17 protein-coding genes are annotated in these 18,304 nt (G+C 74.6%); 12 read left to right on the top strand and 5 right to left on the bottom strand.

The features are described from left to right. Positions 1-9 precede the first annotated feature (9 nt). Positions 10-1,329 (top strand): M18 family aminopeptidase, encoded by a 1,320-nt coding sequence (locus QYM41_RS13170; RefSeq protein ID WP_368800221.1) that lies wholly within the window; start codon positions 10-12, stop codon positions 1,327-1,329. A gap of 158 nt (positions 1,330-1,487) precedes the next feature. Here the strand turns inward: QYM41_RS13170 and QYM41_RS13165 are convergent, their stop codons facing one another. Then, positions 1,488-2,939 (bottom strand): glyceraldehyde-3-phosphate dehydrogenase, encoded by a 1,452-nt coding sequence (locus tag QYM41_RS13165; RefSeq protein WP_368800220.1) that lies wholly within the window; start codon positions 2,937-2,939, stop codon positions 1,488-1,490. A gap of 213 nt (positions 2,940-3,152) precedes the next feature. On the opposite strand from QYM41_RS13165, the gene QYM41_RS13160 reads away from it, so the two are divergent. Genes QYM41_RS13160 through QYM41_RS13140 form a run of 5 tightly spaced genes read left to right on the top strand, consistent with a single transcriptional unit; the run spans position 3,153 to position 7,475 of the window. Beyond that, positions 3,153-4,082 carry a carbohydrate kinase family protein gene (locus tag QYM41_RS13160; protein WP_368800219.1) on the top strand — a complete coding sequence of 310 codons (930 nt, stop codon included), beginning with the start codon at positions 3,153-3,155 and terminating at the stop codon, positions 4,080-4,082. A gap of 41 nt (positions 4,083-4,123) precedes the next feature. Next, the gene (locus QYM41_RS13155) at positions 4,124-4,642 is read left to right on the top strand and encodes a YbhB/YbcL family Raf kinase inhibitor-like protein (protein ID WP_368800218.1); all 519 of its coding nucleotides are present in this window, start codon (positions 4,124-4,126) and stop codon (positions 4,640-4,642) included. 14 nt (positions 4,643-4,656) lie between these two features. Beyond that, a complete protein-coding gene (locus QYM41_RS13150) occupies positions 4,657-5,538 on the top strand; it encodes an HAD family hydrolase (protein ID WP_368800217.1) in 882 nt (293 codons plus the stop codon). 10 nt (positions 5,539-5,548) lie between these two features. Beyond that, entirely contained in the window at positions 5,549-6,373 is an 825-nt protein-coding gene (locus QYM41_RS13145; protein ID WP_368800216.1) for a glycerophosphodiester phosphodiesterase family protein, read from the top strand. A 40-nt stretch (positions 6,374-6,413) separates the two neighbouring features. Beyond that, on the top strand, positions 6,414-7,475 hold the full coding sequence (locus tag QYM41_RS13140) for an enoyl-CoA hydratase/isomerase family protein (RefSeq protein ID WP_368800215.1): 1,062 nt from the start codon (positions 6,414-6,416) through the stop codon (positions 7,473-7,475). 19 nt (positions 7,476-7,494) lie between these two features. On the opposite strand, the gene QYM41_RS13135 is transcribed toward QYM41_RS13140, so the two are convergent. Continuing rightward, complete coding sequence (locus tag QYM41_RS13135; RefSeq protein WP_368800214.1) at positions 7,495-8,106, bottom strand: hypothetical protein; 612 nt, start codon at positions 8,104-8,106, stop codon at positions 7,495-7,497. A gap of 234 nt (positions 8,107-8,340) precedes the next feature. Between QYM41_RS13135 and QYM41_RS13130 the strand changes: the two genes are divergently transcribed. Next, positions 8,341-9,723 carry a phosphoribosyltransferase family protein gene (locus tag QYM41_RS13130; RefSeq protein ID WP_368800213.1) on the top strand — a complete coding sequence of 461 codons (1,383 nt, stop codon included), beginning with the start codon at positions 8,341-8,343 and terminating at the stop codon, positions 9,721-9,723. Continuing rightward, positions 9,720-11,045: an erythromycin esterase family protein gene (locus QYM41_RS13125; RefSeq protein ID WP_368800212.1), complete on the top strand. Its 1,326-nt coding sequence runs from the start codon at positions 9,720-9,722 to the stop codon at positions 11,043-11,045. The genes QYM41_RS13130 and QYM41_RS13125 overlap by 4 nt, the downstream gene beginning before the upstream one ends. 19 nt (positions 11,046-11,064) lie before the next feature. Here QYM41_RS13125 and QYM41_RS13120 read toward each other — a convergent pair whose 3' ends face one another. Continuing rightward, entirely contained in the window at positions 11,065-11,610 is a 546-nt protein-coding gene (locus QYM41_RS13120) for a hypothetical protein (protein WP_368800211.1), read from the bottom strand. A 314-nt stretch (positions 11,611-11,924) separates the two neighbouring features. Between QYM41_RS13120 and QYM41_RS13115 the strand changes: the two genes are divergently transcribed. From QYM41_RS13115 to QYM41_RS13100, 4 genes are all read left to right on the top strand, one after another. Further along, complete coding sequence (locus tag QYM41_RS13115) at positions 11,925-12,341, top strand: Hsp20/alpha crystallin family protein (protein ID WP_368800210.1); 417 nt, start codon at positions 11,925-11,927, stop codon at positions 12,339-12,341. Between the two features lie 155 nt (positions 12,342-12,496). Then, a complete protein-coding gene (locus tag QYM41_RS13110) occupies positions 12,497-12,928 on the top strand; it encodes a universal stress protein (RefSeq protein ID WP_368800209.1) in 432 nt (143 codons plus the stop codon). Positions 12,929-13,004: 76 nt separating this feature from the next. After that, positions 13,005-13,433 (top strand): universal stress protein, encoded by a 429-nt coding sequence (locus QYM41_RS13105; protein WP_368800208.1) that lies wholly within the window; start codon positions 13,005-13,007, stop codon positions 13,431-13,433. A gap of 85 nt (positions 13,434-13,518) precedes the next feature. Further along, positions 13,519-13,947, top strand: a complete 429-nt coding sequence (locus QYM41_RS13100; protein ID WP_368800207.1) for a universal stress protein — start codon at positions 13,519-13,521, stop codon at positions 13,945-13,947. Positions 13,948-13,969: 22 nt separating this feature from the next. Here QYM41_RS13100 and QYM41_RS13095 read toward each other — a convergent pair whose 3' ends face one another. Continuing rightward, entirely contained in the window at positions 13,970-15,859 is a 1,890-nt protein-coding gene (locus QYM41_RS13095) for a heavy metal translocating P-type ATPase (protein ID WP_368800206.1), read from the bottom strand. Further along, a complete protein-coding gene (ppsA, locus tag QYM41_RS13090; RefSeq protein WP_368800205.1) occupies positions 15,856-18,303 on the bottom strand; it encodes a phosphoenolpyruvate synthase in 2,448 nt (815 codons plus the stop codon). The genes QYM41_RS13095 and ppsA overlap by 4 nt, the downstream gene beginning before the upstream one ends. Position 18,304: the final 1 nt, after the last annotated feature.

Here is an 18,304-nt window from a genome sequence, read left to right as displayed (position 1 = left end):
ACTGGCCGCATGGAACCGAGCACCGCAGCCGACCCCCGCCCCGCCGTCGAGGACCTCGGCCGCTACGTGACGGCGTCGCCGAGCTCCTTCCACGCCGCGCACGCCGCCGCGGCCCGCCTCGAGGAGGCGGGCTTCGTCCGCCTGCACGAGCCGGAGGACTGGACGGGCGCCGGCGTCCGCGGGCGCCGCTACGTGCTCCGCGACGGGGCGGTCATCGCGTGGGCCACCCCCGCCGAGGTCCCCGCGGCGGCCGGCTTCCGGATCCTCGGCGCGCACACCGACTCACCGGGCTTCAAGCTCAAGCCCCGGCCCACCAGCACGGTCCACACCTGGCACCAGGCAGGGGTCGAGACCTACGGCGGGGCGCTGCTGAACTCGTGGCTGGACCGGGAGCTACGCCTGGCGGGCCGGCTCGTGGTCCGGGGCGCGGACGGCGCCCCGGCCGAGCACCTGACCGCGACCGGCCCCGTGGCGCGCATCCCCCAGCTGGCCATCCACCTGGACCGGGAGGCGAACAAGGGCCTGCAGCTCGACCGGCAGCAGCACGTGCAGCCGGTCTGGGGCGTGGGGGAGCCGGAGGACGCGGACGTGCTCGCGCTGCTCGCCGAGCACGCGGACGGCGGGCCCGTGGACCCGGCCCGGATCGTCGGCTACGACGTGGTGCTGGCGGACTCCCAGCCCCCGGCCGTGTTCGGGCAGGACGGCACGCTGTTCGCCTCCGGCCGGCTGGACAACCTCTCCTCGGTGCACGCCGGGCTGAGCGCCCTGGTGCGGGAGGCCGAGGCGGTCGAGCAGGGCCGGCACATCGCGGTGCTCGCCGCGTTCGACCACGAGGAGATCGGCTCGCGGACCCGCTCCGGCGCCGCGGGGCCGTTCCTGGAGGACGTGCTGGTGCGCATCGCCGAGGGCCTGGACCGCACGCCCGCCGAGCACCGGCGCTCCCTGGCCGCGTCCGTGTGCCTGTCCGCCGACGCCGGGCACCTGGTGCACCCCAACTACCAGGGCCACCACGATCCCGTGAACCGCCCGCTGCCCGGGGCGGGTCCGCTGCTGAAGATCAACGCGGACCAGCACTACGCCACGGACGCCGTGGGCGCCGGGATCTGGGCCGAGGCCTGCGCGCGCGCCGGGGTGGCCTACCAGGAGTTCGTCTCCAACAACCGGGTGCCGTGCGGGTCCACGATCGGGCCCATCACCGCCGCCCGGCTCGGCGTGCGCACGGTCGACGTGGGCATCGGCCTGCTGTCGATGCACTCCGCCCGGGAGCTGTGCCACGTGGCCGACGTCGCGGCCCTCGGCGCCGTCGCGGGCGCCTTCTACACCTCCTGACCCGCTGCGCCGCCGTACGAGGGGCGTCGTCTGCTCGACCTGCTGCGCGAGGGGTCGCCACTGAACGGTGTGAGTCGGTCGTTCCGTTCAGTGGCGACCCCTCGCGCGGACGGTTCGCAGGTCGCGACCCCTCGGCCGCCCGGGCTTGCCGGGGCGGGTCAGCCGGCGACGGCGCCGACCGCGACCCGCTCGCCCGGGAACTGCGGCATGGCGATGTCGGCCATCCGGGCGAGCACCCGCACCACCTGGCAGGAGTAGCCGAACTCGTTGTCGTACCAGACGTAGAGCACCAGCGAGCTGCCGTTGACGATCGTGGCGAGACCGTCGACGACGCCCGCGCGGCGCGAGCCCACGAAGTCGGTGGAGACGATCTCGGGGGAGTCCGTGTAGTCGATCTGCTTGCGCAGCGACGAGTTCAGCGAGATGTCCTTCAGGTACTGGTTGACGGCGTCCGCGGACTCCGGGGCCTGCTCGAGCTGCAGGTTCAGGATGGCCATCGACACGTCCGGGGTGGGGACGCGGATCGCGTTGCCGGTCAGCTTGCCGGCCATCTCCGGCAGCGCCTTGGCCACGGCCTTCGCCGCGCCGGTCTCCGTGATGACCATGTTCAGGGCGGCGGAGCGGCCGCGGCGGTCGCCCTTGTGCCAGTTGTCGATGAGGTTCTGGTCGTTGGTGTAGGAGTGCACCGTCTCCACGTGGCCCTGCCGGATGCCGTACCGGTCGTGGAGGACCTTCACCACGGGGGTGATCGCGTTGGTGGTGCAGGACGCCGCGGACAGGATGGTGTCCTCCGCGGTGATGACGTCGTCGTTGACGCCGCACACGATGTTCTTCAGCTCGCCCTTGCCCGGTGCCGTGAGCAGCACCTTGGCCACGCCCTTGGACTGCAGGTGCTTGGACAGCCCGGCCTCGTCGCGCCACACGCCGGTGTTGTCCACGACGATCGCGTTGTCGATGCCGTGCGCGGTGTAGTCGATCTCGGTGGGGTCGTTCGCGTAGATGAACTTGATGGCCACGCCGTTGGCCGTGATGACGTCGTTCTCCTCGTCGACGTGGATGGTCCCGTCGAACTTGCCGTGCACCGAGTCGCGGCGCAGCAGGGACGCGCGCTTGACCAGGTCGTTGCCCGGCTTCTTGCGCACCACCACGGCGCGCAGGTTCAGCCCGGTGCCGTCGTTGCGGTTGATCAGGATGCGGGCGAGGAGGCGGCCGATGCGGCCGAACCCGTAGAGCACCACGTCCTGCGACTCGGGGGAGTTCTGGGCCCGGCGGTCCACCACGGGGGCGAGCTCCTCGCGCAGGAACGCCTCGAGGTCCTGGCCGGAGTCGTGGGCGAGCCGGTTGAGCTTGCCGAGGTCCACCGCGCAGGTGCCCAGGTTCAGGCCGGACATGGTCTCGAGCAGGCGGGCCGTGTCCTCCAGCGGCAGCTCCTCGCCGTCGATGCGGCGGGCGAAGCGGTGCGCCTTGATGATCTGGGTGACGGACTTGTGCACCAGGGAGCGGCCGTAGACCGTCGGCACGACCTTGTTCTCGCGGTGCAGGCGTCCGACCAGGGGGACGATGCCCTCGGCGAGTGCCTCGCGGTCGGCCCAGCTTTCAGGAGTGCTCAAGAATGACTCTCTTCCTCGGCCGGGGACGTCATCGTGTCCGGCCGTGACGTGCCGCGCCTCGTTGCGCGGTCGGGTGCGCGCGCCGCTGCGGTTCGCGCAGTGCGCCGCCCACCATTCTAGGGCCACGGGGACGGGACCGCGGTCCCTGTGACGCGCCCGCGGCACCGCTCCGGCGCCGGGGGCGGTGGGACGGGCGGGTGCTACCGTGAGGGCATGCTGACGGTGATCGGTGAAGCCCTCGTCGACGTGGTGTCGAAGCACGGCCAGGAGCCCCGGGCGCACGCCGGGGGGAGCCCCATGAACGTGGCCGTGGGCCTGGCCCGGCTCGGCCACGACGTCCAGTTCCTCGGCCGGTACGGGGAGGACGAGTACGGCACGCAGGTCGAGGCGCACCTGCGGGACAACGGTGTCCGCCTGCCCTTCGGGGCCGACGCGCGGCCCACCTCCGTGGCGGAGGCCGTGATCGGGGACGACGGCGCCGCGACCTACGACTTCCAGCTGGACTGGTCCCTGGACCTCTCGGACGAGCAGCTGGCGGAGCTGCTCCGGGACACCTCCCTGCTGCACGTCGGGTCGATCGGGGCCATGCTCGAGCCCGGCGCCTCGAGGGTGCTGCACGCCGTGGAGCAGGCCCACCGCTCCGCCCTGATCTCCTACGACCCCAACTGCCGGCCGTCGATCATCCCGGACTCCTCGGACGCCCGGGCCCGGGCCGAGCAGCTCGTGGCCCTCGCCGACGTGGTGAAGGCCTCCGACGAGGACCTGCTGTGGCTGTACCCCCACCGCAGCGTCGAGGAGAGCGCGGGCGCCTGGCTCAAGGCCGGCGCCGAGCTCGTCGTCGTGACCCGCGGTCCGCTGGGCCCCTGGGCCCGCACCCGCGCCACCGGTCCGCGCGGGGTGGAGGTGCCCGCGGCCCGCACCACCGTGGTGGACACCGTGGGCGCCGGGGACTCCTTCATGGCGGCGCTGCTGTCCTGGCTCACCGACCACGGGTACACGGGAGCGCCGGCCCGCGAACGGATCGACAACCTCGACGAGCAGCAGGTCGGCGAGCTGCTGCGCTACGCCGCCTCGGCGGCCGGCGTCACGGTCTCCCGCGCCGGCGCCGACCTGCCCCGGAAGGACGAGCTGCCCGCTCCCTGACCCGTTCCGCCACCGACCCGTTCCCGACCGGAGGAGATCCCGTGCTCGACCGCGACCCGTACGCCGACCTACCCGAGCTGCCGGGCTTCACCGTCACGTCCGAGGACTTCCACGACGGCGGGCCGCTCGCCCCGGCCCAGCTCTCGGGCCTCATGGGCGCCGGCGGCCAGGACGTGTCCCCCCAGCTGAGCTGGTCCGGGGCCCCGGAGGGCACGACGAGCTACGTGGTCACGGTCTTCGACCCGGACGCGCCCACCCCCAGCGGGTTCTGGCACTGGTGCCTGTCCAACATCCCCGCCGACGTCACCTCCCTCGCGCGAGGCGCGGCGTCCGACCCGCCGGCCGGGGCGGTCAAGCACCGCAACGACGGCGGCACCGACGAGTACGTGGGGGCCGCCCCGCCGCCCGGCCACGGGCCGCACCGCTACATCGTGTGCGTGACCGCGGTGGGGGAGGAGCAGGTCGACGTCGACGAGAGCGCCAGTCCCGCGGTCGTGAACTTCCAGCTGTTCAGCTCCGGGATCGCCCGCGCCTGCCTCACCGGGATCCACGAGGCCTAGGTGGCAGAACAGCCGTGAGCCCTGATCCGGGAGGCCCCGGGGCGGAGGCGCCGATCCGGATGATCGCCAGCGACCTCGACGGCACCGTGCTGGGGCACGACTTCCGCTTCCGCCCGCGCACCGTCGACGCGATCCGGGCCGCCCAGGACAGCGGCATCCACGTGGTGTTCGTGACGGGCCGCCCCATGCGCTGGCTCGATCCGCTGCGCGAGCAGCTCGACCACGAGGGCGTGGTGATCTGCTCCAACGGGGCGGTGGTCTACGACCTCGGCGCCGACCGCGTGGTGGAGTCGAGCCTGTTCCCGGCCCGGGACGCGTTCGTGGTGATGGACGAGGTCGCGGCCCGGCACCCCGGCACGCTGTTCGCCGCGGAGACGCTCGAGGGCGTGGTCACGGACCGCGGGTGGGCCCGGACGGACCGGATGGAGCTCGGCGCGCCCCTGGTCGGGGCCCTGCGCGAGCGGGTGCCGGAGGACCAGGGGCTGGTGAAGTTCCTGGCCAAGCTGGACACCGCGGAACCCCAGGAGTACTACCGGGCGCTCACCGAGCTCGTGGCGGGCCGGCTGTCCGTGACGCACTCCGTGGCGGCCTCCCCGCTCGTGGAGATGGGCCAGCGGGGACTCACCAAGGCCCGCACCCTCGAGCAGTACGCGGCCGAGCGCGGCATCCGCCCGCAGGAGGTCATGGCGTTCGGGGACATGCCCAACGACCTCGAGATGCTCACGTGGGCCGCCCACGGCTACGCGATGGCCGGCGGGCACCCCGCGGTGGCGCGCGCCGTGGGCCGCACGGCCCCGCCCTTCGAGGAGGACGGGGTGGCGCAGGTGATCGAGGCGCTGCTGCGCCGGGGGCGACCCGGTGCGTCATGGGCGGGACAAACCGCTACCATGGGGTAACAATAGGGGGGTGACCCCACCAGCGCACCGCCGCGACGCCCCCGCGGCCCTGGCCCACCGCGGTTTCTGCCGGGACGGGGCCGAGAACACCCTCGACGCCTTCCGCGCCGCCCGGGACCTCGGCTACGAGTGGATCGAGACCGACGTCAACACCACGGCCGACGGCGTGGTCCTCTCCTTCCACGACGAGACCCTGGACCGCGTCACCGCCGGGAGCGGGCGGGTCTCCGCGCTGACCTGGGAGCAGATCCGCACCCAGCGCGTCGCCGGCGCCGGGGGCATCCCGCGCCTGGCCGACCTGCTGACGGAGCTCCCCGAGCTGAAGTTCAACGTGGACGTCAAGGACGAGGCGTCCGTGGCGGCCCTGCCGGAGCTGCTGCACGAGCTCGGGGCCGTGGACCGCGTCCGGGTGACCTCGTTCTCCGAGAGCCGCCGGCGGCGCACGCTGCGGCGGATCCGCGAGCTCGACGGCCGGAGCGTGCCCACCTCCTCCGGCAAGGAGGGGATGCGCCTGCTGCTCGTGTGCTCGTGGCTGGGCGGGCCCAGCTGGCGCCTCGCCCGCCGGGCGGCCGCCCGGTGGATCGAACCGTTCGACACCGTGCAGATCCCCCGCCGGTACCGGGTGCGGGGCGGGGCCGAGCTCCAGCTCGTGACCCCCCGGTTCGTGGACTTCGCCCACCGGCACGGCATCGACGTGCACGTGTGGACCGTCAACGAGACGGCCGAGATGGCGGAGCTGCTCGAGCTCGGGGTCGACGGCATCGTCACCGACCGGGCCGACCTGCTCGCCGCGCTGCTGGCCCAGCGTGGACAGTGGCCGCCCGCGGGCGAGTGAGCCATGACACGGCCGCCCGGCCCGTGGCAGGCTGGGGGCCATGACCGACACCGCCACACCCGACACCGCCACGCCCGGCACCGACCGGCACGTCCTGTCCGAGGTCCGCAACGGCACCGGGCACATCGTGCTCAACCGGCCCCGTCAGCTCAACGCGCTGACCGCGCAGATGTACCGGGACCTCAAGGCCGCGCTCGAACAGTGGCGGGACGACGACGCCGTGCAGCACGTGCTCGTCACGTCCGCCTCGCCCAGGGCGTTCTGCGCCGGCGGCGACATCCGCGAGGTCCGTGACGCCGTGCTCGGCGGGCGGACCGAGGAGGCCACCGCGGTGTTCGCGGTGGAGTACGCCCTCGACTGCCTGATCGCCGACTACCCCAAGCCCTACGTGGTGCTGATGAACGGCATCTGCATGGGCGGCGGCATGGGCATCTCCGTGCACGGCTCCCATCGCGTGGTGGGCCCCTCCACGGTCATGGCGATGCCCGAGACGAAGATCGGCTTCTTCACCGACATCGGCGCCTCCTGGTTCCTGCCGCGCGTCTCCCGGCCGGAGCACCGCGACGGGACGGGGCGGGCCGTGGGCCGCTGGCTCGCCCTCGGCGGGCAGCGCGTCAGCGGCGCGGACGCCGTGGCGCTCGGCCTGGCCGACGTGCTCGTGGCGGACGAGGACTTCGAGGCCCTCGCGGGGGCCGTGCTGGAGGAGGGCCCGGAGGACGCGCTGGCCCGCTTCGCGCGCGAACCCGGTCCCTCCGAGGTGGTGGCGCAGTGGGAGCGGATCGAGGAGCGCTACGGCGCCCCGACGCTCGAGGAGATCGTCGCGGCGGCGCCGGAGGACCTCGCGGGGATGAGCCCGTCCTCCCTGGTGCGCACGTTCGAGCTGCTCGAGCGGGGGGCCGCCGACCACAGCGTGCGCTCCTGCCTCGAGCGGGAGCTGCGCCTGGCCGCGGACACCATCGCCCGCCCCGACTTCGCCGAGGGCGTGCGGGCCGTCCTCGTGGACAAGGACAACGCGCCGTCCTGGGAGCACGGCTCCGTCACGGACGTCGACGTCGCGGCCGTCCGGGCCGTGCTCGACGAGAAGCTGCCGCTGCCGCTGTAGACCGGCGCGCGCCCTGGGCTCAGCGGCGGGACGGGTGCTTGCCGTTGTCGCTGACCACCGTCCGCGGACCCGGCAGGTCGCCGTTGCCGCTGGGCCGGTCCACGAACCGGCGGTAGCCGAGGAACAGCACCACGACGAGGGCCACGGTCACCACGCCGAACGTGGCCAGGGTGTCCTGCGAGAGCAGGCCGCGGACCACGCTGTGGAGCAGGGTGAACAGGCCGCCCAGCAGGATCCCCTGGCCGAGCACCGCCCGGCGCCGCTCCACGGCCGGACCCGTCGCGAGGAGCGCGACCGAGACCATCAGGGTCGCCACGGCGACGTCGCGGTTGTAGCGCATGAACCGGTCCTCCCACGCCGCCCACTCGCGCTCGTAGGACGCCCACTGCTGCTGCTCCTCCGGGGCGAGCTCCCGGGACTCCCTCGCCATGGCGATCTCCGGGGGCGGGGCGGGCTCCTCCGGGCCCGGGTGGACCGTGGCGACGCCGAGACCCACGAACAGGGCCAGCAGAACCCCCAGGAAGACCGTGTAGACGGTCCGCAGGACCCTGCTGTCCGCGCGGGCCCCCCTGCTCGGTCGGGGGCGGTCCCCGGGGCTCCTGCGCGGGTGGCCCTCCGTGTGCTCCGGCATGCGGCGTGCTCCGTTCCCCCGCCCGTGCGGGACGTCCGTCCAGGTGCCCGGGGCCGCGGCCGGCCGGCCGCCGGGGCGTGCTCGCATTATGGGTCGCCCCGGATCCGTTGTCCACAGCCGTCACGTGGCCACCGGACCTTCCACCGGCCCGACGGGGCTCCTACGCTGGAGTCGTCCACGGCGGCCCGCAAGGCGCGGGCGGAGCCGGGGCGCACCGGAGGGGCGGTGGGCCGCGTGCCCACCGGAGAGGTGGTGGGGACCGTGGTGGTCTTCGAGAACAGGGTCGAGGCCGGACGTCAGCTGGGGAAGCGGCTGGGGTCCCTGCGCGGACAGGACGTGGTGGTGCTGGGGCTGCCCCGGGGCGGGGTGCCGGTGGCCCACGAGGTGGCCCGGATCCTCGACGCGCCGCTGGACGTGATCGTGGTGCGCAAGCTGGGGGTCCCCTCCCAGCCGGAACTGGCCATGGGTGCGATCGGGGAGGAGGGGGCCCGCGTGCTCGACGAGCGGACCCTCCAGTACTTCGGGGTGACGGACGCGCAGCTCGAGCAGATCGAGTCGCGGGAGCGGGCCGTGCTCGAGGCCCGGACGGCGCGCTTCCGGGAGGGCCGGGAGCGCGCCGACCTCACGGGGCGCACGGCGCTGGTCGTCGACGACGGCATCGCCACCGGCTCCACGGCGCGGGTGGCCTGCCGGATCGCCCGGCAGCTGGGCGCCGCGCGGGTGGTCCTGGCCGTCCCGGTGGCCCCGCAGGAGGCGCTGGCCAGGGTGGTCGAGGCGGACGAGGTGATCTGCCTCGCGACCCCGCCGTACTTCACGGCCGTCGGCTACCACTACCGGGACTTCGCCGCCACGGAGGACGACGAGGTCGTGGCCCTGCTCGACGCCGCCCGGCGCCGTCACCAGCTGGAGCTGCCCGGGCCGCCCCGGACGGACGACGCCGCGCCCGGCCACCCGGTCGACGCCGACGTGCGCATCCCGGCCGGGGAGGTGCAGCTCGAGGCCCAGTTGCACCTGCCCGGGCCCGGCGCCGGGGTGGTGGTCTTCGCCCACGGCAGCGGCAGCAGCCGGCGCAGCCCGCGGAACCAGTACGTGGCCTCTGTGCTGCAGCAGGCGGGGTTCGGCACCCTGCTGCTCGACCTGCTCACCCCCGGGGAGGAGCAGGACCGCGGCAACGTCTTCGACGTCGGCCTGCTCGCCGAGCGGCTGCTCCTGGCCACGGCGTGGCTGCGGGCCCAGCCCGGATCGGCGGCGTCCCCGGTCGGGTACTTCGGGGCCAGCACGGGCGCCGCGGCCGCCCTGTGGGCCGCGGCCGAGCCCGGTGCGTCGATCGCCGCGGTGGTCTCCCGCGGGGGCCGCCCCGACCTCGCGGACGAGCGGCTGCGCGAGGTCCGGGCGCCCACCCTGCTGATCGTCGGCAGCGAGGACGTGGAGGTGCTGGGCCTGAACCGGTGGGCGCAGGAGTCGATGCGCTGCCCCACCCGGCTGGAGGTCGTGGAGGGCGCCACGCACCTCTTCGAGGAGCCCGGCACGCTCGCCGAGGCCGCGGGCCTGGCGCGGGACTGGTTCCTCCGCCACCTCGGGCCCGCGGGGGAGCACCCCGACGGGGCGCCCCGGTGAGCACCCGCGGCCGCGGACCCGCCGGGACGGACGCGCTCCTCGCCGAGATCCGCTCCCTCGCGCGGCCGCTGGGGACGCCCCGGGACCTCGACCCGCTGGTGGAGCGCTGCGCCGGCGCCCGCTTCGTGTGCCTCGGCGAGGCGTCCCACGGCACCCACGAGTACTACCGGTGGCGGGCCCTGCTCAGCCTCCGGCTGATCGAGGAGCACGGATTCACCTGGATCGGCGTCGAGGGGGACTGGCCGGACTGCTGGCGGCTCAACCGGTGGGTGCGCGGCGAGGCGGACCAGGACCTCGACGCCCGCGGCGTCCTGGCACGCTTCGAGCGCTGGCCCACGTGGATGTGGGCGAACGAGGAGGTCGCCGAGTTCCTCGACCGGCTCCGGGCGGTGAACGCCCGCCGTGCCGGCCACGAGCAGGTGGGCTTCTACGGCCTGGACGTCTACTCGCTGTGGGACTCGCTGCGGGAGATCATCGGCTGGCTCGAGCGCAGCGCGCCCGAGGCCCTGCCCGCCGCGCTGCGGGCGTGGCAGTGCTTCACTCCCTTCCACGAGGACCCGCACCGCTACGCGTGGCGCACGCGGCTCGTGCCCGAGAGCTGCGAGGCCGACGTCGTGGCGCTCCTGGCCGCGGTGCGCCGGCGCACCATGGACCGGACGGCCGGGGACCCCGCCGCGTTCGACGCCGCGCTCAACGCCATGGTCGCCGTCGACGCCGAGCGCTACTACCGGACCATGGTCCGGGGCGACCGGCAGTCCTGGAACGTGCGGGACCAGCACATGGCCGACACCGCGGACCTGGTCTCCCGCCGGCACGGGCCCGGTGCCAGGGGCCTGGTGTGGGCGCACAACTCCCACGTGGGGGACGCCCGGGCCACCGACATGTTCGACGCCGGGCTGGTCAACGTGGGCCAGCTGCTGCGCGAGCGCCACCCCGCGCCCGAGGTGGTGCTCGTGGGGTTCGCCTCCTGGGCCGGCACCGTGGTCGCGGCGGAGTCCTGGGGCGCGGCCGAGGAGGTCCTGGACCTCCCGGAGGCCCGGTCCGGAAGCCACGAGGACCTCCTGCACCGGGCCCTGGAAGCGGCCGCGGTGCTCGTCCTGGGCCGCGACCGGTCCGGCCCGTGGCTCTCCGGGAGGTACGGCCACCGTGCCGTCGGCGTGGTCTACCACCCGTGGCGGGAGGCCGGCAACTACGTCCCCACCCGCCTGGGGGAGCGCTACGACGCCCTGCTCTGGTTCCCGGTGACCACCGCCCTGCGTCCGCTGCACCACGAGGGCCCGCCCGGTGAGCCCGAGCTGGAGACCGAGCCGACGGGCTTCTAGCGGTGGCCGCGGGCGGGGCTCAGACCCCGGTCTGCTCCTGACGCGGCCGGTCCGGGGCGTCGTCGCCGGGGGCGCTGCCCTCGGGACGGTCCTGGAAGAAGCGCCGGTAGCCGAGGAAGAGCACCACGGCCAGGCCCACGCCCACGGCGGCGAACGTCATCCGGGTCTCGCTGGAGGCGAAGCTCCGCCCGATGGCGTAGATGAGGGTGAAGAGGCCGCCGAGCATCACGCCGTTGGTCAGCACCCGGTTGCGCTTCTCGAGCACCAGGCTGAGTCCCAGCAGCGCCACGGAGGCGCCCAGGGCGACGACCGCCACGTTGCGGTTGTAGGTCTGCTGCTCCTCCTGCCACTGCTGCCACTGCCGGTCGTTCTCCGCCAGTGCCTCGCGCTGCTCCTCCGTGGAGGTGTCGCTCTCCCGGGGCGCGAACTCCACCCCGGAGGTCGGCTCCGGCATCTCCGGGCCCGGGTAGAAGGTCTGGATGCCGAGCCCCACGAAGAGCGCCAGCAGGGCCCCCAGGAAAAAGGTGTAGACGATCTTCATGACGTTGTTGTCCACGGCGGACACCTCGATCTCTCCTGCTCCCCGGGGGCGCGCACCGGACGGTGGGGCCCGTGGGGATGCCCCGATTATCTCCCCGTCGCACGCGCGGATCCAGGTGCCTCGAGCGCGGATCCGGGCGCCTCGTGCGGGGCCCCGGCGACGGGCCGCCCGCCGTCCGAAGGGCGCGGAGCCCCGGTCCGTCATCCTGCGACCCGGACCCCGCGGGTCTTACGCCCCCGGGCGGCGGTGTCTACGCTGGAAGGGTCCAGGCGGTCCGCACCGTCGCCCCGCCGGCCGGCCGACGCCGCGGGACGGGTGCCACGAGAAGGAGTCAGGTCATGGCCGGATTGATCCGCAGGGAGGGCCTGGAGATGCTCGAGCCCCTCCGGCGGCTCCTGGAGGGGGACGTGGAGACGTCCTGGCCCCGGGTGGAGGAGTACCGGGACGGCGACACGGTGGTGATCCGCGCGGAGCTGCCGGGCATCGACCCCGAGCAGGACGTGGAGCTCACCGTGGCCGACGACGTGCTCCACCTCCGGGCCGAGCGCCGGGAGCGCACCGAGCACAAGGACAAGGGCAGCTACCGCACCGAGTTCCGCTACGGCTCGTTCTCCCGCACCCTCCCGCTGCCGCCCGGGTGCCGGGACGAGGACATCAGCGCCGCCTACCGCGACGGCGTGCTGGAGGTCCGCGTGCCCGTCGCCGAGCACGTGGAGCCGCCGGCCACCAAGAAGATCCAGGTGACCCGCGGCTGAGCGGACCGGGCGCCGGCCGGGCGGGGCCCGGGACGGCGCCGCCCGCTCGCCGTCGCGGACGTCACGGGAGCCGGGCACCGTGGTGACCGGGCGCACCGGGGCGTATCGTGCAGACAGGCGGGCCCGCCGGCTCGCCCCGAGCAAGGGGGAACAGCATGGACGAGCCGTCGTCCGGTGGCCGGATCGTCGTGGGAGTCGACGGGTCCGGCTCGTCCAAGGCCGCCCTCCGGGAGGGGGTGCGGCTCGCCGAGGCCCTGGGCGCGCCGCTCGAGGCCGTCATGTGCTGGGAGGACCCGCTGCTCTACGAGAGCTACCGCGTGGTGGATCCCGAGGAGTTCCGCCGCGGCAGCGAGCAGCTGTTCGAGAGCACGCTCGCCGAGGTGTTCGGGGACCAGCGCCCGGCAGGACTGACCGCCCGGCTGCTGCGCGGGCAGCCCGCGGCCCGGCTCATCGAGGAGAGCGAGGGGGCCCGGATGCTGGTGGTCGGCCGGCGGGGCACCGGCGGGGTGCTGGGGATGATCCTCGGCTCCGTCTCCTCGGCCCTCGTCTCCCACGCCAAGTGCCCCGTCCTCGTGGTGCGGCACTGAGCGCTCCGGCAGGAACCTGCCGGACGGAACGCGCCCCGGGCACGGACCGCGGGCGCCGGAACGAAGGAGTTCGACCATGGCCGCACCATCGCAGCAGCGCATCCTCGTGGGGGTCGACGGATCGGACTCCTCGAAGGAGGCCCTCCGGCAGGCGGACCGGATCGCGCGGGCCCTCGACGCCCCGCTGACCGCCGTCATGTTCTGGCAGGGCCCGCCCGTCTACGAGGGCTGGGAGACCGTCGACCCGAACAAGCCGCCGGCCGGCACCGAGGACGTCCTCCGGGCGGCGGTCGCCGACGTCCTCGGCGAGGAGCTCCCCCCGCACGTGCGCACCGAGCTGCTCCACGGACGGCCCGCGGCGCGCCTGGTCGAGGAGAGCGAGAACGCCCTGATGCTGGTCCTCGGCCGCCGGGGCCACGGCGGCATGCGGGGCTCGGCCCTGGGCTCCGTCTCCAACGCGTGCATCGCCCACGCCCACTGCCCGGTGCTGGTCGTCCGGCACTGACCACCCGCGCCGGCCCGTCCGGCGCGGACCGCGCGGCACCGACAGGCCGGCTCCCCGGAGCCCGCCCGGACAAGGAGGTTCGGTCATGAGTGCACCGACGGACCAGCGGATCCTCGTGGGGATCGACGGCTCGGAGTCCTCGAGGGAGGCCCTGCGGCTCGCCGCGGTCCTCGCGGAGGCCCTCGACGCCCCGCTCGAGGCCGTCGCGTGCGCCGGGGACCCCACCGTGCTGGACGCGGAGCTCCTCGTGGACGAGGACGCGCTGCGCGCCAACCACGAGCGGATCCTGGCGCGCACGGTCGCCGACGTCTTCGGGGAGGACGTCCCCGGCCGGCTCACCACCACGGTGACGCACGGGCGCCCGGCGGGCCGGCTCATCGCGGAGAGCGAGACCGCCCAGCTGCTCGTGCTCGGCCGGCGCGGCCGCGGGGGACTCCTCGGCTCGGCGCTGGGCTCGGTCTCCCACGCGTGCGTCTCCTACGCCCACTGCCCGGTGCTCGTGGTCCGGCACTGAGCGGACCCGGGCGGGGTGCCCGTCACCGGGCCCCGCGCGGCCCGCGCAGGGCCCGCAGGGCGTTGAGGATGGCCAGGAGGTCCACGACCTCCTGGCTGAGCGCGCCGAGGATCGCCGGGATCGAACCGGTGGCGGCCACGAGCATCAGCACCACGGACAGGGCGATGCCCAGCCAGATGCTCTGCAGCGCCACCTGCAGGGTGCGCCGGCCGATCCGCACGGCCGTCGCGGTCCGGGCGAGGTCCTCGGTGAGGATCACCACGTCGGCGGACTCGCTGGCGGCGGTCGCGCCGCGGGCCCCCATCGCGACGCCGACGTCGGCGGCGGCGAGCACGGGGGCGTCGTTGACGCCGTCGCCGACCATGAGCACCGGCCGCTCCGGGGCGTCCCGCACGGTGCGGACCTTGTCCTCGGGCAGGCACTCGGGCAGCACCCGGGTGATGCCCAGCGCCGCGGCGACGTGCTCCACGGTCGCGCGGGCGTCCCCGCTGAGCACCAGGATCTCCCGGATCCCGAGCTCGGACAGCTGGCGCATCGTGGCCGCCGCGTCCTCGCGCACCTGGTCGCTCATCACCAGGGTGCCGGCGAAGCGTCCGTCCACGGAGACGTAGACGGCCAGCTCACCCGGTCCGAGCGCCTGCTCGGCCACGTCCGGGGCGGAGCGGGCCACGTGGGCGCGCTTGCCGACCACGACGTGGTGCCCCTCGACGGTCGCGGTGACCCCGTGGGTGGCCTCCTCGTGGGCGTCCTGCGCCGGGGCCGGCTCCAGGCCCCGGGCGAGCGCCGCGTCCCGCACCGACGCGGAGAGCACGTGCGAGGAGTACTGCTCGGCGGACGCCGTCAGGCGCAGCAGCTCGTCCTCCGGGAACGGGGGACGGGCGTGGACGGCCAGCAGCTCGGGCCGGCCGTAGGTGATCGTCCCGGTCTTGTCGAAGGCGGCCGTGCGCACGGCCGCGAGCCTTTCCAGGGTCCCGGCGTTCTTGATGATCACGCCGTTGCGCGCCGCCCGGCTCATGCCCCCCAGGAACGCCACGGGGGCGGCGATCAGCAGCGGGCAGGGGGTCGCCACCACGAGGACCTCCGCGAAGACCACCGGGTCCCCGTGGTACCACCACGCCAGCCCGGCCACGAGGAACGCGAACCCCGTGAACGGCACGGCGTACCGGTCGGCCAGGCGCACCACCGGTGCGCGGGACTCCGCGGCCTCGCGCACCATCGCCACGATCTGGGCGTACTGGGACTCCGCCGCGGTGGCGGCCGCCCGCAGCACCACGGCCTGCTGCTCGTTGAGGACGCCCGAGAGCACCGTCGCCCCGGTGCCCCGGGTCACGGGCAGGCTCTCCCCGGTGATGGAGGACTCGTCGAAGTCGGCCTCGTCGCTGAGGAGGACGCCGTCCACGGGGACCACCTCGGCGGGACGGACCAGCAGCCGGTCCCCGGGGCGGACCTCCTCGACGGGGACGTCCTGGACCGAGCCGTCCGGGTGCAGCCGGTGGGCGAGCACGGGGGCGCGCTCGAGCAGCGCGTTGAGCTCCTTGCGGGCCCGGTTCGCGGCGTAGTCCTCGAGCGCCTGGCCGCCGGTGAGCATGAGGACCACCACGAGGGCCGCCAGGTACTCGCCGACCGCCACGGTGGAGCTGATCGCGGTGACCGCCAGCAGGTCCACGCCCCAGTGCCCGGCGATGATGTCCCGGACCATGCCCCACGCCACCCGGGAGGCCACGGCCAGAGCCCAGCCCGAGCCCACCCACTGCGCCGGTCCCGGCTGCCCGGCCACCAGCAGCCCCAGGACGAGCACGCCCACGGCCAGGGTCGCGGCGACGAGCGGATAGCGCCGGGGGAACTCCAGCAGCCGGCCCGCGCGGCCGGGATCGACGTCGAGGTCGGGGCGCGCGCCCACGGAGAGGCTCATGGGCCTATTGTGCCCTCGTCCCCGTCCCCGTCCCCGTCCCCGGTGCCGCCCTCGGCCGCGAGGCGCTGCTCGGTCTCGGCGATCCGCCGCACGGTGCGCAGGAAGCTGTCCGGGTTCAGGGAGATCGAGTCGATCCCCTCCCGCACCAGGAACTCGGCGAAGTCGGGGTGGTCGCTGGGGCCCTGACCGCAGATGCCGATGGGGATGCCGGCGGCGTGGGCCTTGCGGATCGCCTCGCCGATCATCCGGGTGACGGCCTCGTCCCGCTCGTCGAACAGCGCGCGCAGCGCCTCCGCGTCCCGGTCCACGCCCAGGACGAGCTGGGTGAGGTCGTTGGAGCCGATGGAGAAGCCGTCGAAGCGGGTGGCGAACTGCTCGGCCAGGATCACGTTGGAGGGGATCTCGCACATCATGTAGACCTTCAGGCCGTGCCGGCCGCGCTCGAGCCCGTGCTCGGCCATCGTGGCCAGCACCCGGTCCGCCTCCGCCACGGTGCGGCAGAACGGGACCATGACCACCACGTTGTCGAAGCCGATGCGCTCGCGGACCCGCCGCAGCGCCCGGCACTCCAGGGCGAAGCCCTCGCGGTACCGGGGATCGTAGTAGCGGGAGGCGCCCCGGAAGCCGAGCATCGGGTTCTCCTCGGGCTCCTCGAAGACGGACCCGCCCACCAGGTGGGCGTACTCGTTGGTCTTGAAGTCGCTGAGCCGCACGACCACCGGCCGGGGGTGGTACGGGGCGGCGAGCTTGGCGATGCCCAGCGCCAGCGTCTGCACGAAGTACTCCTGCCCGTCGGCGAAGCCCGCCGTCAGCCGGGCGATCCGCCGCCGGTCCGCCTCGTCCTGCACCCGCTCCGGGTGCACGAGGGCCATCGGGTGGACCTGGACGATGGAGTTCACGACGAACTCCATCCGGGCCAGCCCCACCCCGTCGGCCGGCAGCCGCCACCAGCGGAAGGCCGCGGCGGGGCTCGCCACGTTGACCATGACGGCGGTGCGCGTGCCCGGCAGCTGCCCCAGGTCGACCTCCTCCACGTCGAAGGCCAGGGTGCCCTCGTAGACGGTGCCCCGGTCGCCCTCCGCGCAGGAGACCGTCAGCTCCATGCCCTCCGGGATCGTCCGGGAGGCGTCACCGGTGCCCACCACCGCGGGCAGGCCCAGCTCCCGGCTGACGATCGCGGCGTGGCTGGTGGCTCCGCCGTGGTCGGTGACGATCGCGGCGGCGCGCTTCATCACCGGGACCCAGTCCGGGTCCGTCATCTCGGTGACGAGCACGGCCCCGTCCCGGAAGGACTCGATGTCCGCCGCGGTGCGCACCACGCAGGCCGGGCCGCTCGCCACGGCGTCCCCGACCGCCGCGCCCACCGCGAGCACCCGTCCTCGCTCCCGGAGGTGGTGGACCGTGAAGCGGGTCCCGCTGCGCCCGGCCTGGACGGTCTCCGGCCGGGCCTGCACCAGGAACAGCTCGCCGGTCAGCCCGTCCTGGGCCCACTCCAGGTCCATGGGCCGGCCGTAGTGGTCCTCGACGAGCACGGCCCAGCGGGCGAGCTGCAGGACGTCGGTGTCGTCGAGCACCCACGCCTCCCGCTCCGCGGCGGTGGTCGGCACGAGCCGGGTGGCGGCGGCCCCGCCCGGGGCGTCGTCGTCGTGCACGAGCTTGTGCAGCTTGGCGCCCCGGGTCCGTTCCACGACCGGGACCTCCGCCACGTCCAGCAGGGGCTTGAACACGAGGTACCGGTCCGGGTCCACGGTGCCCTGCACGACCGTCTCGCCCAGCCCCCACGCCGCGCTGATCACGGCCACGCGGGGGAAGCCGCTCTCGGTGTCGATGGAGAACATCACCCCGGAGCCGCCGAGGTCCGAGCGCACCATCTCCTGGACCCCCACGGAAAGGGCGACCGCGAGGTGGTCGAAGTGCTTGAGCTCCCGGTAGCTGATCGCCCGGTCCGTGAACAGGGACGCGTAGCACCGCCGGCACGCCGCCAGCAGCTGCTCCTCGCCGACCACGTTCAGGAAGGTCTCCTGCTGACCGGCGAAGCTCGCGTCCGGGAGGTCCTCCGCGGTCGCGCTGCTGCGCACGGCCACGGACAGCGCGGGGCGGCCGGTCCGCTCGCAGAGCTCCCGGTAGGACCGCCGGATCTGCCGGGCCGTCTCCTCGGGGAACTCCCCGCGCAGGAACAGCTCGCGCACGGCGGCGCCGGTCTCCCGCAGCGTGGCGCGGCCCGCGCGGTGCTCCTCGAGCCGGTCCCGCAGCGCGGGCCCGATCCCGTTGGCCGTCACGAAGGAGCGGTACGCGTCCGCGGTGGTCGCGAAGCCGCCGGGCACGCGCACGCCGCGGGAGGCCAGCTCCCGCACCATCTCCCCGAGGGAGGCGTTCTTGCCGCCCACGCGGGGGACGTCCGCGATCCCGAGCTCCTCGAACCAGTGGACCTCGGGGGCGGCCACG

Origin of the sequence: Kocuria oxytropis, from assembly GCF_040981195.1 — a bacterium.
Taxonomy (GTDB): domain Bacteria; phylum Actinomycetota; class Actinomycetes; order Actinomycetales; family Micrococcaceae; genus Kocuria; species Kocuria oxytropis.
This window is presented reverse-complemented; position numbering and strand designations above follow the sequence as displayed.